This window comes from Streptococcus pluranimalium, from assembly GCF_047785745.1.
Classification (GTDB): Bacteria; Bacillota; Bacilli; order Lactobacillales; family Streptococcaceae; genus Streptococcus; species Streptococcus pluranimalium_B.
In genome coordinates, this window is record NZ_JBLOJT010000039.1 from 1 (window position 1) to 14,512 (window position 14,512).

A 14,512-nucleotide genomic window follows, 5' to 3' on the forward strand; every position below is an offset into this window, starting at 1 on the left:
TCTCATCGCTTTAAACACTCAAAAAGAGAGAACCGGAACGATTCTCTCTAGATGTTAATTATAAGTCACCCACTACAGTTGACGAAGAGCCAAAAAAGAAAAAAGACTAGGATTTCCTAATCTTTTACAATAATCATGATTTCCAGCAGAGACTATTGGGATCTTGCTTCATTTTTAAGAGAGAAACTCGAGTGATTTAGATATTCAGGTCTAATAACCATTAATTATCATTCCCCCATATATTCATGGCATTGAGGAAGTCGTCTGAAACGGTAACCTTATTAGGATCAGCTTCTTCACGCTGACGTCGTCTTTCTTCAACCTGACGAACGGTGGTAATGCCATCACGTTTCCAATTTCGTAAAATAGCATTGATATAATTCCAACTAGTCTTACTATTAAAGACTGCTTCGCGGAGGGCTTGGCGAACCAAGTCGGGATCAATGCCATCATCTTTGACCGTTTTGGTCAAATCTTCCAGTTCAAAGGGACTGAGTAATCTTCCCAACTCATTTTCAAAATCTTGGACCAATTCTTTAAAGGCATTCCCTGATGTTTTTGGAGCCTCTTTCTTTTCAGTTAGTAGATTATCTAACTTGACCATAGCTGGCGTGGTATCAAAGATCATCTCAATTTCACCACCAATTTCAATAGTCTTCATATCCAGCAAGTCTTGGTCAGTCAAACGAGAAATGATACGATTGACTTCTGTCACTGTTTTCCCAATACTTTCCGCAATCTCACTTGAAGCCATTTCTTCCTTATGACTGGTGTTTTGAAAGTAAAAGAATTGCCAAACCAAAAAATCTTCAGCTGACTCAAAAATATGATGATAATGAAATAATAAAGCTGCCGGCAAAACAAGATGTCCTTGTTTCATAGCTTGAGTATAGGTCATGACATTCCTCTAATGATGTTTTTGTAATTCTTCTAAATGGTAAGGTGTTTCTTGATAAACCGCATAGTTAATCCAGTTACTCAAAAAAGTTGCTGTCGCTAAACTCCAGCGCATTTGAATGCCTTCTTCTGGTTGATCGTTTTTATCATAGGCTACCGGAAGTTTAGGATTTTTACCTGCTTGTTGGTCTCTAAGGTATTCATTTCCCGAAATGTCACGATCATATTCTAAATGACCAAAACTATAGGCCTCACGTAAATCATCAGAAGCTAAGATAGATAAACCGACTTCCTTTCCCTTGGCTAAAATTGATAAATCTGTTTTTTCTTTAACAAGCTCTTCAGGAATATCGGTATACCTTGAATGAGGTGCCTTGGAAACTATCATCAAAACCTCGGGATAAAAGGTTGTTAGGATTTTCAACCGTCTGATCGTAAAACCCTGATATTTTCTCTTTTAGCGAGACCTTATTGACATCATATTTGTGTTAGAGCGAGGCTTGAGCCCCCCAACAAAGGTGTAGCGTTGAATAGACATGACTTTTGGACCAATCAAATATCCTTGTTAACTCCTGCCAGTAATCAACTTCTTCAAAAGGAAAAGTCTCAACTGGCGCTCCTGTGATAATCATGCCATCATAATAACGGTATTTAATCGCAACAAAGGTCATATAAAAAGTCTTCAGGTACTGGGTTTCTGTATTTTTAGAGGCATGACTTTCCATGTAAAGAAAGTCTACATTGATTTGCAAAGGGGTGTTTGCCAAGAGCCTCAACAACTGTACTTCTGTTGCTTCCTTGGTCGGCATGAGATTAACAATCAAAATCTCCAAGGGACGAATATTTTGATGTTGGGCACGTTCATTATCCATGATAAAAACATTTTCTGAACGTAAAATCCCTGAAGCTGGTAACTGCCTGTCTAATTTTATTGGCATCCCCCCTTTTCTACCTAGTCATTAATACTATTATAGTTAAGGGAGTTATAGGTTTCAAATTTGGAAAAACTAGGTTTAGTTATAGCTATTTTTTATAGCAATTAGCCTGGAAACTGCATCAATACTTTAGTATCGTAATCCCCAATTGTTTCACGACCTTTGAGCCCATCCAGCTCAATGATGAAGGCGCAACCAGCCACAATGCCCCCAAGTTTTTCAATCAACTCAATGGTTGCTTTGACCGTACCACCTGTTGCCAAAAGGTCGTCAACGATAAGAACACGTTGTCCAGGTTTGATAGCATCAGCATGCATGGTAAGCGTATCTACACCATATTCTTTTTCATAATCTGCTGAAATGACTTCACGAGGAAGTTTTCCTGGTTTACGAACTGGCGCAAAACCAATACCAAGTTCTACCGCAACAGGACAACCAATAATAAAACCACGCGCTTCAGGACCAACAATCATATCAATGTCATGATCACAAGCATACTGAGCAATTTCACGGACAGCGTAGCTATAGGCTTTTCCATCTGCCATCAAGGGTGAAATATCGCGGAATGTGATGCCTTCTTGTGGGTAGTTTTCGATTGAAGCGATGTATTTTGTTAAATCCATAATCTTACTGCAATTCCTTTTTCATCAACAGAAATCGCAAATCCTTTCTTATTCTTGAGTTTTCTCAAAATTGTTTTTACACACCATTATATCACTATTTCCCCTAAGTTGGAATGTTCAACTTAGAAGAGATGAATAAAAATGCCCTTTTGTCTCAAATTTTCCAAGCATTCCTCCAAGTAAAGTAACTGATGCTCTGGATAAATGGGATTAGTGAGAGTGACGGCGTCTAGCTTGTCATAAGATGGAACTTTTTTACCTCTGTAATTGGGATCTTTCCATGACTCATCAGGTTGATAACCTCTAGCTTCCATTTCTTCCATTACCAAGAGATGATACTGATAAAGTTTATAAGGGGAATACTCCAAAACATAGTTAACCGTCGCATGGGGTCTTCCCCAACCAGCTCCTCGAAGCGCTGCACATTCACGGTGCTGACCTAAGAGCTGTTGCCGAGGTAGCTTGTTGATTAAATCTTGATGCCATAGTCTCATCTTAATTCTCCTATCTCTATAACCAATGAACCGTCGTCTCGTAAACCTGATCGTTGCAAGCGATTAGCACCTGACTGATATGCTAGATAGGGTAAATGATAAAAGTTCAACTCTCCTGTTTGATTAAGGAGAGAAATCGACTGGATACATTTCCCTAAAACAGCCTCCTCAAGCAGGTAACCCTTATCTGGAAAAGCAGTCCTTTCTTCCCAAAATTCAGACCTAAACTGAACTTGTAAAAAAGATAACTCCAGACTATCTAATCTCTCCATACCCAAATGTAAGACGTAAAAGGCATTTATGGTTAAAACATCGTCTGGAAGATGGAAGTTGATTCTAGCTAATTGTCTCATCTATCACTCCATCAACCATTCATAGATTTCCCTAGGAGTACCAAGTGCCATAAGTTCTTGATACTTAACGGTTTTTTTCAAATCTTGATAAATCTGGCTACTTTCGATTGCTTTCTTTTCTGCCTCTTTATTAACCATTATAACACCATCTTTGATAGTGACAAAGCCTAATTCTTCAAAAATCTGTATCATTTTAATCAAAAGATAGTCTTCAATGTTAAGATACTGACTGAGTTCTTTTAATTTGTAACGAATATCCAACTCAGGAAATTGATAGATGGTTTTATATAATTTGGCAAACTGCTGACGTGTCCCAAAGCCAGACAAATAATAAGGTGTCTTCATATTATTTTTGAAATAAAGAGCTTCTAGATCATTGGCAGCAAACCAGCTTTTCAAATCATTAGGATTCTCTGGTAAATCCACCAAAACAGCGGTTTGACTGTCTCTTAGGTCAGCTGTTAAAGCTGGGACATCAAAAGGTAATTTAGCGTTCTTAGCCCTAATATCAAAGAGCTGTACTCCTTCAACACGAGCATCTACAAGCATGAGCTGCAAGCTTGTTTGACCATTCCAGATATTAACGGAGAGGGTTACCGCCAGCTCTAGCTGCTGTGCCTGCTGAAATTCTGAAGCTAATACACCTTGATTAAAGGCAACCACATCAAAACTGGCACCTTCTTGCTTAACCTTTAATTTCAAGTGAGCATTATTTTGACCCATGGTACGAGCTTGTGTCACGTCAAAATCTTTGAGCCAAAAAACAGGTTTTTTGTGATCCATACCAAAGGGGGCCAAACGCTCTAGACTCTTGAGTGATTCCAAACTTAAATCTGGCAAGAACAAGGTTTCATCCAAAATCAAAGGATTTTTTATGCTAGTATCAATCCCTTTATCAAGCACATACTGACAGAGGATATCAGACAACTTCTCAAGATTTTCAACTGGCAGTGTCATCCCAGCTGCACCAGCATGGCCACCAAAGGCTGTAAAAATCTCGCGATGATCATCTAGAGCATCAAATATATTTAAGACCTCAAGGGAACGAGCCGACCCCTTAGCCAGACCATTTTCGATGTTAAGAACAATGACGGTTTGTGAGATATTTTCTAAAATCCGTCCTGCCACAATTCCCAAAACACCTGGATGCCAACCTTCTTTAGCTAAAACTTGCACTGGTTTGGAAAAATCAACCATGGTCATCGCTTCATCATAGATAGTTTGCACCAGTTCTTTGCGTTCTTCATTTTTAGCTTTGATATCTAGGGCAATAGCTTGCGCTTCTTCATCGTCAAAGCCTGTTAACAGCTCAATAGCAGGATTAGGATCATCCAAACGCCCCAAAGCATTAAGCTGGGGTGCAATGGTGAAACCAACGGTTTCTTCAGAAATCGTTTCAGGACTAACATCTGATAGCTGAAGGAGTTCTTGGAGCCCAAGTCGTTCAGTCTGTTTGAGCATTTCGAGACCAACCTTGACCATGATGCGATTTTCATCGGTCAGACTAACCATATCCGCGATAGTACCAATAGCAACCAAGTCTAAAAACTCGCTAGGAATGGATTCCAAAAGAGCACAGGCTAATTTAAAGGCCACACCAACCCCTGCTAGATGCTTGAAGGGATAGTCAGCTTCAGGGTGCTCAGGATGAATAATTGCAAAAGCCTTAGGCAAGTCAGCTGGCATGCTATGGTGGTCAGACACGATGACATCAACGCCTTGCTCTTGAGCATAAGCAATGGCCTCATGTCCAGCAACACCGTTATCCACGGTCACAATCAAGGAAATAGCCTGCTGCTCAATGAAATACTTATAAACACTTAGATTTGGCCCATAGCCATCCGTAAAACGATTGGGCAGGTAAACCTGAACCACTGCTCCCATCATCTCCAAGGTTTCTTTGACAATGCTAGCACTTGTCATCCCATCAGCATCGTAATCTCCATAAACTAGGATTTGCTCCCCTACTTCAATAGCTTGGCGAATCCTCTCGACGGATTTTTCCATATCATGCAATAAAAAGGGATCGTGAAGTTTAGATAAGTCCGCGCTTAAGAAATCATCGAGAGCCTCCTCGGTTGTAATACCACGCTCCACCAATAGTTTGGCTGCAATAGCATCTAATCCTCTTTTTTTAGCCAGTTTTAGGAAAGTATCATCAGCTTCCCTAGCTTCTATTTTCCAATCGTATTTAGACCTAATCATGTCTGTTTGTTACTCTTTTCTATTCAGAAATCAATCTTTATTAGTATACCAAAAAAAGGCCTAAGATTCACTCTTAGACCTCAGCCTATTTAATCTTTCAGATGGACCCTTTTAGTAATCCCCGCTGATATATTCGTGAACTTCTTTCCAGTAGAAGTCACTTAGTTTTTCGAGTTCTGCACTTGAAAAATTCTTGACAGAAGCTGCAACGATATTACTTGCTACTTGCTCTGGGTTCTTAAATCCTGGGATAACCGTTGAAATGCCTTCTTGTTGCAAAAGCCACTTGATAGATGCTTGAGCTAGTTTGTTGCGACCATCTGCAAACCAACGCACTTGGTCAAGCAACTCAAAGAATTTCTCTAAAGTAAGCATTGCATGGAGAATGTTTTCATTTTGACTTCATTAGTTATCATCTTCTTCAATGATTTGAGCAGCCACAAACTTAGCAATAGTGTTGCCATCCGACGCAGCATCAATCAACTGGCTAGGCATGATACTTTTGGATTCCCCAGCCACAAAAACACCGGGAACTGATGTTTCACCAAAGTCATTGCAGGCAATTTTTCCTGTGTCTTCTCTTTCTAAGGAAAGCGGAGCTAGGAAGTCAAAGTGGGTGTCAACACTGATACCGACAAAACCACCTGTTCTAGCAAGCTCTGTCCCATCCTCAAAATGAATAGCTGTCAATTCACCGTCCTGATGAATAAATTCAACAATAGCTTTTGTCTCCAATCCAATCTTTTTCTCGTTGAAATAGTCGAGAACTTCTGGAGCTGGCTCTTGACCGTCCAAGGCACAAAAGACTAGGTCCTGAGACCAATTACGAATCAATTTTGACATGTGTCCCATGAGTGGTGAGGCTACAGCTATCACTAACTGGCGATTACGTAGCTCGTAACCATCACACCAAGGACAGTAAAAGACTGATTTACCATAGACCTCTCTCACTCCCTTAATATCAGGTAGTTTCTCCTGAAAGCCCATTGTTAGGAGAATTTTCCGAGCCTGATAAGTTGATTGATCTGTCGTCACGACAAAATGGGTGTCAGCTTTTTCAATCTTGGTTACTGTTTCAGTTGCAAAAGAAACATGCTCATACTTGGCAACATCAGCCTGAGCCTTTTGACGCAAGTCAGCAGGTGTTACTCCGTCTTGAGTTAAAAAGCCGTGGGAATGCTGGGTCACGCGATTACGATGACTGTTATTATCTATAACTAATGTTTTCTTTAACGCACGTCCCAGAGTTAAGGCACTAGCCAAACCAGCAGGACCTCCACCAATCACAATCACATCAAACATAAAAAAACTCCTCTCTTCATACTCATCACATTATAACACAAAAGCAGCAAGCCCATGACCTGCTGAGTTGTATTTGATTCTTGAAAAGCTCACCTATTTTAATAATCCCCGCGGATATATTCGTGAACTTCTTTCCAGTAGAAGTCACTTAGTTTTTCAAGTTCTGCACTTGAAAAATCCTTGACAGAAGCTGCAGCGATATTACTTGCTACTTGCTCTGGGTTCTTAAATCCTGGGATAACCGTTGAAATGCCTTCTTGTTGCAAAAGCCACTTGATAGATGCTTTAGCTAGGTTGTTGCGACCATCTGCAATCCAACGCACTTGGTCAACCAATTCAATCGCTTTTTCAAAAGGCAAGCCACCAAAGGTTTCCCCAACGTTAAAGGCTTTACCGTCTTTGTTAAAGTTACGATGATCATTTTCAGGGAAGACAGTATCTTTGGTATATTTACCAGACAAGAGACCACTGGCTAATGGCACACGCGCCAAAATACCGACATCTTGTTTGTTAGCCTGAGCAATCATCTCACTAACTGGTTTTTGACGAAGAAGATTAACAATGACTTGCAAGCTACTGGCATCTGTATTATCTAAAACAAATTTACCTTGAGTATCTGTTTCTACAGAAACCCCGTAATAACGAATGAGTCCTTCTTGTTTAAGTTGTTCTAGTACTTTAAAGACGGATAAATCTTCTAAAACGGCTGTTGATGGGCAATGGATTTGATACAAGTCCAGGCTTGAAACACCCAAGTTTTGCAAACTATTTTCACAATAAGCCCGTACCTTGTCGTAAGTATAATTGTCAAGGTTCGCAAAATCATCCTTACGCCCGAACTTAGTTGCCACATAAATGCGCTCTTCGCGCTCTTTAAGGAGTTGACCAAGTAAACGCTCACTACGGCCACCACCATAGACGTCAGCCGTATCAAAGAAATTGACTCCTTGGTCTACCGCAGCATGCAGACTTTCTAAGGCAACTTCCTCAGAAGTATCACCCCAGTCACCACCGATAGCCCAAGTTCCCAAGCTAACTTCGCTGATTTCCATATCAGTCTTACCTAAATGATTGTATTTCATAGAGACCTCCTTTTGAGATTTATTATACCATTTTGTAAACAAAAGACTATATTTTTAGATGATTTAAGTTTTAAAAAATTGAACACTCGGTTCAATCTTATTTATAATTAAAAACTTTTATTGCCATGAAATCACTCATTCGTGGGAACAGAGTATAGAGCTTGTGTGTTGCTGCCAAGGCAAATGGCATGTTAAGTTCACGCTTGTTTTTACCCATAATTTTGATCATCCGTTTAGCAACAACATCTGGTTTTAAACTAAATGTTTCAACGCTCTTAAGATAATCACCTGATGGGTCAGCCTTATCAAAGAACTGGGTAGCAACAGGGCCAGGATTGACCGTGGTTACATAGACCTTCTTGTCAGCCAATTCTAAACGAAGGGCATTTGAGAATCCAATAACAGCAAACTTAGTCGCTGAATAGATGGTGGACTTAGCTGATGCAATCAAGCCAGCCATAGAAACAATATTGATAATATGACCATGACTTTGTTCTGCCATGCGTTGACCGACAAGACGCGAAAAATGAATGGTTGCCAAAGTATTGACATCAAACATCTCTTCAATCTCATCAAAATCGTAATCATCAAAGGCTTTGAATTCCCCAAAACCGGCATTATTAACCAAAATATCAATTCGACCATACTGAAGGTAGATCTGGTCAATAACAGATGTCACAGCTTCTCTATCTGTGATATCAAGGCCGATACAGGTCTTATTTTCTACATGGCGATATAAGGCCTCTAGCTTTTCCTGGCTACGGCCTAAAAGCACCAAGCCATCTTCACTAGGAAGGAGCTTTATCATTTCTTGAGCGATGCCACCTGAAGCACCCGTAATAACAATAATACGTTGACTCATCCTATTTCCACCTCATCTAAATCAAATACGACCTTTACATTCTCAAATGTTTTAGCAGCATCACGTTCCAATTGACGACAATCTTTTGCTAAAAAACGCGGGCTAATATGGTTGAGTAACAAGCGTTTAGCGCCTGCTGCTTTAGCCACTTGTGCTGCCTGCATATTAGTCGAGTGACCATGAGACTTGGCAAGCTTTTCATCTCCCTTACCATAGGTTGACTCATGAATCATGACATCAGCCCCTAAGCCAAGACGAATACTGGCATCCGTTTTACGTGTATCCCCCAAGATAGTGATAACCTTACCTTTTTTAGGTTCTGAAATAAAGTCTTTAGCAGTGATTTTAGTCCCGTCTTCTAAGACGACATCCTGACCATTTTTGATTTTGCCAAACAAAGGACCAAAGGGGACACCTGCTGCTTTTAAAGCATCAGCATCCAAACTACCTTCCAAATCCTTTTGAACCACACGATAGCCAACACAGAAAATGCTATGATTCAGTCCTTCTGCGTAAACTTCGAATTTATCAGTCTCCATGATTTTTCCGAGACTATCCCCCTCAAACTCATGAAAATGAATACGATAAGGCAGACGAGAACCCGTTACCCGAAGACTGGACATAACATATGATTTAATTCCTTTTGGCCCATAAATCTCAATATCCGTCTGCTCTTCGCTTGATTGAAAGGCACGACTGGATAAGAAACCAGGTAATCCAAGAACATGATCCCCATGCAGATGGGTGATAAAAATCTTACTGACCTTACGAGGTTTAATCGTTGTTTCTAAAATCTGGCGTTGGGTGCCTTCCCCACAGTCAAACATCCAAACTTCATTGATTTCATCTAATAATTTCAAAACCAAACTGGAGACATTGCGCCCTTTAGCCGGCTGACCTGCTCCTGTTCCTAAAAATTGTAATTGCATTGTTTCTCTTCTAATTTGCGGTGATATAAGCTATGTATTCACGCTGTTCAAACCCATAGTAAACTTTGCCTTGAGAATTTTGGCTTTGGAGCAATTCTGACAGCTCGTCTTGATTGAAACTGGTGATTTTCGTGACATTAGCTTTAAGTTGGTAAACATGACTGAGTAGGACTGACGCTGGTGTCACATCCTTAGCATCAGTCTCATCAAAAGTCATGGGAGACATTTTGATACGGTGCTTATCTTGATAAATCTTATAATCTGGAAAAATTTGAGCTAGCTCAAATAAAAGACTTGAAGTGATGGGCTCATTGGTTTCAGAAAATACCTGAGCAACCTGCTTGTCATTTTCAAAGGTAAAACCGTAAGATTTGCCAGATAAATTAAGGCGAACAAACGGTTTTTTTTCAGCAAAACTTGGATTGTCTTGAAAAAGATCAAGAGCCTTTGAAATGTCAAAATAATAATCAGTAGCTGCTGTTTGCCCTTGCTTTTGATAGAGCTCAGCAAAATAAGCATTGATGACACTAGGAGGCGGTGTGATAAAAGCCAACTTTTGCTGGTCATCAAGAGCGTCTAATTGTTTCTCCAAATAAACCTTGTCAAGACTGGTGAAGCCACCAAACTTGAGGGCTAAATCTATATAATCAGTCATAAAATTCTTCTAATTTCCATTTGTTTTGGCTGGCGATGTATCCTGAAATCTCTTCGACTTCTTCTGAAAAATCATAGTGGTCTAAAAGTGCCAGCTTTTCAAAGGCGTAAAGCTTGTAGGCATCCCTTTGATGTACTTTTATGGCAAAGGGTTCAAATAAATCACGGATTTCATCGATAATCAGGTTACGAATAGACTGTCTAGCATCCTTGTCACGCGCTGAAATACGGACATTTGGAAAGGCCGTCGCCGTCAGACTTTCTACCTTGTCCATCTTGTTGTAGATAGCAAGACGGGGAATATCTAGCATGTCCAAATCCTTGAGGATATCTAGGACGACCTTTTCATGCTCACTATGGTTAGGATCACTAGCATCAATAACATGTAGAAGCAAATCCACATGACGACTTTCTTCTAGAGTTGACTTGAAAGCTGCAACTAATTCCGTTGGCAAGTCCTGAATAAAACCAACCGTGTCAGTCAAAGTCGCCTGAAATTGCCCTTTAAGATAGAGTTGCTTGGTCGTCGCATCCAAAGTCGCAAACAGCTCGTCCGCTTCGTACTGTTTCTTATCAGTCAAGGTGTTCATGATGGTCGATTTACCAGCATTGGTATAGCCAATCAAGCCTATTTTAAAAGTTTCAGAATCCACCCGTTTGTCACGAATGGTTTGCCGATTTTTTTCGACAATTTTGAGCTGGCGCTCGATATCGTTAATCTGGTTACGAATAGAACGACGATTAAGCTCCAGCTGACTCTCACCAGGACCACGGCTTCCGATGCCACCTGCTTGACGACTAAGCATAATCCCTTGACCAGCTAGACGCGGTAACATGTACTTAAGCTGAGCCAGATGAACTTGTAACTTCCCTTCATGGCTCCGAGCTCGCATGGCAAAGATATCCAAAATCAACTGCATGCGGTCAATCACCTTAACTCCAAGTTCCATTTCTAAATTGGTATTTTGACGAGGTGTCAGGCGATTATTGACAATAACGGTATCAATCTCATCAGCATCAACCATCTGGTGAATTTCTTCTAGTTTCCCAGAACCGACAAAGGTTTTACTATCATAGCGCTCACGCTTTTGGTGGTAAAAATGAACAACTTCAGCGCCAGCTGTTTTAGCTAAACTAGCCAGCTCTTCCATAGACATCTCAAAGTGTTCTGTCTCTTGAAGTTCTACACCTACAATAATGACACGTTCTTGTTTTCTTTGTGTTTCATGCATAGGCTCACCTCCTTTTGTAAGTTCTTATCATGAAAAAATAGCCCTCATGGACTATCAAAACTACCACATATTATAGCATATTTTCCCTACATGCACACTATCAACTGTTTAGCTTTCCTTAAAAAAATCCTCAATCCTTGTGGCAATCTTCTCTTGAAAGCTTTGATCAGAAATCTGGTAAAAATCTACTGACATCCGATTTCTAAACCAAGTCAACTGACGTTTAGCAAAGCGTCTGGTGTTTTGTTTTAAGCGTGCGACGGATGTTTCCAAATCCTCCTGACCGGCAAAATAAGGAAAGAGCTCCTTATAGCCAATGCCACGAGCTGCCTGAACATCTGGGTGATGGTCATAAAGCCACTTAGCTTCTTCCAGTAAACCATTTGCTATCATGACATCGACACGGGCATTGATACGATCATAAAGCACTTGCCGCTCATCTGTCAGTCCAATTAACAGAGGTTCTAAATCGCTGTCCTGGTTGGTCAAATCCTGACCAAATTTAGCTAACTCCAAGGCACGAATCGCACGACGGCGATTGAGTTGAGGGATTTCTAAACCTTTCTCTGCAACTTTGGCAAAGAGTCTCTCATCCTCTTCTCTTTCCAATTCCTGACGATAAGCTAAGAGGGCTTCCTGATCAAGGTTACCGCCTAAATGATAGCCCTCTAATAGACTTTGCAGGTAGAGACCTGTTCCACCAACAATGATGGGGAGTTTGCCACGACTGATAATCTCATAAATGGCTACGCGGGCTTCTTTAATAAAATCAAAGGCCGAATAACTCTCTGTCACTTGTCGCACATCAATCAAATGATGGACCGCAGCCGCTTGTTCCTCTGGACTCGCCTTCGCCGTTCCAATATCCAGTTGCTGATAGACCTGTTGGCTGTCTCCAGAAATGATTTCGCCATTAAAGCGCTGGGCAAGCTGGATGCCAAGAGCTGTTTTCCCTACTGCTGTTGGTCCTGCCACCACAATAATTTTTTTCTTCATAACGTTTTTTGCTTGCTATTCTCTTCTCTTTTTTAGATAATAATACTATTATAACATATTGAAACGTAAGGCTTTTTGTCCTTATTTTCATAGAAATAGGAGAACTCTTATGTCTAAAAAATTTGATTTTGCTAAAGGCTTAGCCACTGGTGTTATCGCTACTGTTGCCACTGTTGCAGGTGCTGCTTTCGCCGTTAAGAAAACGATTATCGAGCCAGAAGAAAAGAAAGAAGCTTTCATCGAAGAAAATCGTAAAAAGGCTGCTCGTCGTCGTGTAGCGCGCTAAATGCTTTAAAGCTGAGGAGAAATCCTCAGCTTTTTTGTATTCTGTGACTATTTTTGAAAAAGAATTTAAGGTATTCAAGAAAGACACCAAGGACTATCACGCTAGCTAACAGGACTTCTCCCCATAAAAGCCACTGCCATGCTCCAGTAAGTCCTAACACACGCATACCGTTTTTTAGAGCTGTCGCTGAAATAACTAGTGGGAAGGTGAAGGCTGAAAAGACAGGGGAAAATGGTCGTTTTAATAAACGTGGTAAAAACCAAAGGATATAGCTGTAAAAGACTTGGGATAGGATTAAAAGAATGCCCATGATCAAAGGATTCGGATTAGAAAAAGTTACCGCATAAGCCGCTGCGACCAAGGAAAAAGGGGCACAAATGGTTGCTGTGTTGGGCTTAAATTGTGCCTTTAAAGGATTCTTCTTAAGGCGTTTGAAAATGATTGAAAGAACCAAGCAGGTTGCGACAAAACCATAGATGATTGTAATTTTTCCAACGACAAATTGTCCGCTAACCGGTGACGTCAGTCCTGCGATAGCAACCCCAATGTAAAGCACCGTCCAGGAAGGAAAGACGGAATCTAACGAGAAGTTCTTGAGATACTTAAGCGAAAAAATAAGCATATGGCTGACAATGCCAAAGAAACAAAGCAACCAAAGTGGACCGATAAGCGTTGCAATAAAAGGATTTTCTCCAAAAAAATTTTTTAAGTAAACTGTCCCTAAAAAACCAGACATGAAAAAAGTTGTAAAAACCGATGACACCAAGGGATTGCTGATCTGATTTTTCACACTTTGAGGATCAGTCATCATGCTGTAAATGAGATAGACCAAAGTCACTAGTGCTAAGATGCCACAACTAGCCGTAACAACCAAGGAAACATCGCTTAACAAATTTCCCAGACCCAGTAATCCTAAAACCAGCCCTGCTGTTGCTAAGGGCGCTTTTTCTAGTTTCATAATACTTCCTTATTTTGTTATCTTATTCACTAATTATAGCACTATAGTCCCAAATAATAAATAGCAAATAACGTAAAGGGGGTGAAATTTCTCGACCTCTTTGTCCTATTTTTCCAAAGTTACCAACTCCATATTATCAACAGTCAATAATATCACCAATGTTTTCTACTTAATGTCATAATCTAGGCTAGTCATCCCCATTTAATTTGCCATACGATGTGTCGTATGACAATGTCATACTTAAGACGTCGAGTATCTGCTCAACCATACAAGAATAAAGTTTAACAATGCCAGCAGATTATGAAGAAAATTATTTTCTGCCGATTGATTTAACACATCATCAGCCTGAACATACTCACTTAAACTTAGCGCCAAGGCTGAAACAATTAAAATCACTAAAGTAGTACTAACACACGACTTTCAAATCACAAGTATAAATCCATTAAGCAATATTGTTCCCCCTAAAGTAATGTAAGAAGTTTCAGTCCGCGTAGTCTTGACTCTTTATAAGAAAATTTTAAATCAAAGATGAAGTCGCCAACATTTCCTTTTCCATATTAAAAAGATAAGATTGAAACAGTTTTAAAAGTATATTAAATAATGATTTAATCAATCCATTTAGGATTGATCCAGCAGAAAAATACTAAATCATAAGCAGTTATTCTATCATTACAAAATAAATACTTTAGAGTTTCCCAGATGAA

Annotated in this window: 15 protein-coding genes and 1 pseudogene; 1 reads left to right on the forward strand and 15 read right to left on the reverse strand. The window is 40.0% G+C overall.

All coding sequences use genetic code 11. From position 1 onward, the window contains the following. Positions 1-220: 220 nt before the first annotated feature. The 14 genes and pseudogenes from ACMZ6U_RS05770 to miaA all read right to left on the reverse strand — a co-directional run bounded on the left by ACMZ6U_RS05770 (position 221) and on the right by miaA (position 12,564). Positions 221-898: a DnaD domain-containing protein gene (locus ACMZ6U_RS05770; protein ID WP_416107014.1), complete on the reverse strand. Its 678-nt coding sequence runs from the start codon at positions 896-898 to the stop codon at positions 221-223. Positions 899-907: 9 nt separating this feature from the next. Beyond that, positions 908-1,835, reverse strand: a pseudogene (locus ACMZ6U_RS05775) (homoserine O-succinyltransferase). Between the two features lie 101 nt (positions 1,836-1,936). Next, positions 1,937-2,455, reverse strand: coding sequence for an adenine phosphoribosyltransferase (locus ACMZ6U_RS05780; protein ID WP_416107016.1), 519 nt, complete (start codon positions 2,453-2,455; stop codon positions 1,937-1,939). 122 nt (positions 2,456-2,577) lie between these two features. Then, positions 2,578-2,949, reverse strand: a complete 372-nt coding sequence (locus ACMZ6U_RS05785) for a TIGR02328 family protein (protein WP_416107018.1) — start codon at positions 2,947-2,949, stop codon at positions 2,578-2,580. Beyond that, complete coding sequence (locus ACMZ6U_RS05790; RefSeq protein WP_416107020.1) at positions 2,946-3,302, reverse strand: hypothetical protein; 357 nt, start codon at positions 3,300-3,302, stop codon at positions 2,946-2,948. Before ACMZ6U_RS05790 ends, ACMZ6U_RS05785 begins: the two co-directional genes overlap by 4 nt. A gap of 3 nt (positions 3,303-3,305) precedes the next feature. Next, entirely contained in the window at positions 3,306-5,507 is a 2,202-nt protein-coding gene (recJ, locus tag ACMZ6U_RS05795; protein ID WP_416107022.1) for a single-stranded-DNA-specific exonuclease RecJ, read from the reverse strand. A 111-nt stretch (positions 5,508-5,618) separates the two neighbouring features. Next, positions 5,619-5,882, reverse strand: coding sequence for an aldo/keto reductase (locus tag ACMZ6U_RS05800; RefSeq protein ID WP_416107023.1), 264 nt, complete (start codon positions 5,880-5,882; stop codon positions 5,619-5,621). 30 nt (positions 5,883-5,912) lie between these two features. Beyond that, the gene (locus ACMZ6U_RS05805; RefSeq protein WP_416107025.1) at positions 5,913-6,809 is read right to left on the reverse strand and encodes an NAD(P)/FAD-dependent oxidoreductase; all 897 of its coding nucleotides are present in this window, start codon (positions 6,807-6,809) and stop codon (positions 5,913-5,915) included. Between the two features lie 98 nt (positions 6,810-6,907). Next, positions 6,908-7,891, reverse strand: a complete 984-nt coding sequence (locus ACMZ6U_RS05810) for an aldo/keto reductase (protein ID WP_416107027.1) — start codon at positions 7,889-7,891, stop codon at positions 6,908-6,910. Between the two features lie 97 nt (positions 7,892-7,988). After that, positions 7,989-8,753 (reverse strand): SDR family NAD(P)-dependent oxidoreductase, encoded by a 765-nt coding sequence (locus ACMZ6U_RS05815; RefSeq protein ID WP_416107029.1) that lies wholly within the window; start codon positions 8,751-8,753, stop codon positions 7,989-7,991. Next, a complete protein-coding gene (gene rnz, locus ACMZ6U_RS05820; protein ID WP_416107031.1) occupies positions 8,750-9,682 on the reverse strand; it encodes a ribonuclease Z in 933 nt (310 codons plus the stop codon). Before rnz ends, ACMZ6U_RS05815 begins: the two co-directional genes overlap by 4 nt. Positions 9,683-9,692: 10 nt before the next feature. Next, positions 9,693-10,337, reverse strand: a complete 645-nt coding sequence (locus tag ACMZ6U_RS05825; protein ID WP_416107033.1) for a cystathionine beta-lyase — start codon at positions 10,335-10,337, stop codon at positions 9,693-9,695. Next, positions 10,330-11,568: a GTPase HflX gene (gene hflX / locus ACMZ6U_RS05830; RefSeq protein WP_416107035.1), complete on the reverse strand. Its 1,239-nt coding sequence runs from the start codon at positions 11,566-11,568 to the stop codon at positions 10,330-10,332. Before hflX ends, ACMZ6U_RS05825 begins: the two co-directional genes overlap by 8 nt. A 108-nt stretch (positions 11,569-11,676) precedes the next feature. Then, entirely contained in the window at positions 11,677-12,564 is an 888-nt protein-coding gene (gene miaA / locus ACMZ6U_RS05835) for a tRNA (adenosine(37)-N6)-dimethylallyltransferase MiaA (RefSeq protein WP_416107037.1), read from the reverse strand. 109 nt (positions 12,565-12,673) lie between these two features. Between miaA and ACMZ6U_RS05840 the strand changes: the two genes are divergently transcribed. Continuing rightward, a complete protein-coding gene (locus ACMZ6U_RS05840) occupies positions 12,674-12,850 on the forward strand; it encodes a DUF3042 family protein (RefSeq protein WP_104968007.1) in 177 nt (58 codons plus the stop codon). A gap of 25 nt (positions 12,851-12,875) precedes the next feature. On the opposite strand, the gene ACMZ6U_RS05845 is transcribed toward ACMZ6U_RS05840, so the two are convergent. Further along, on the reverse strand, positions 12,876-13,808 hold the full coding sequence (locus ACMZ6U_RS05845) for a TDT family transporter (protein WP_416107039.1): 933 nt from the start codon (positions 13,806-13,808) through the stop codon (positions 12,876-12,878). Positions 13,809-14,512 lie beyond the last annotated feature (704 nt).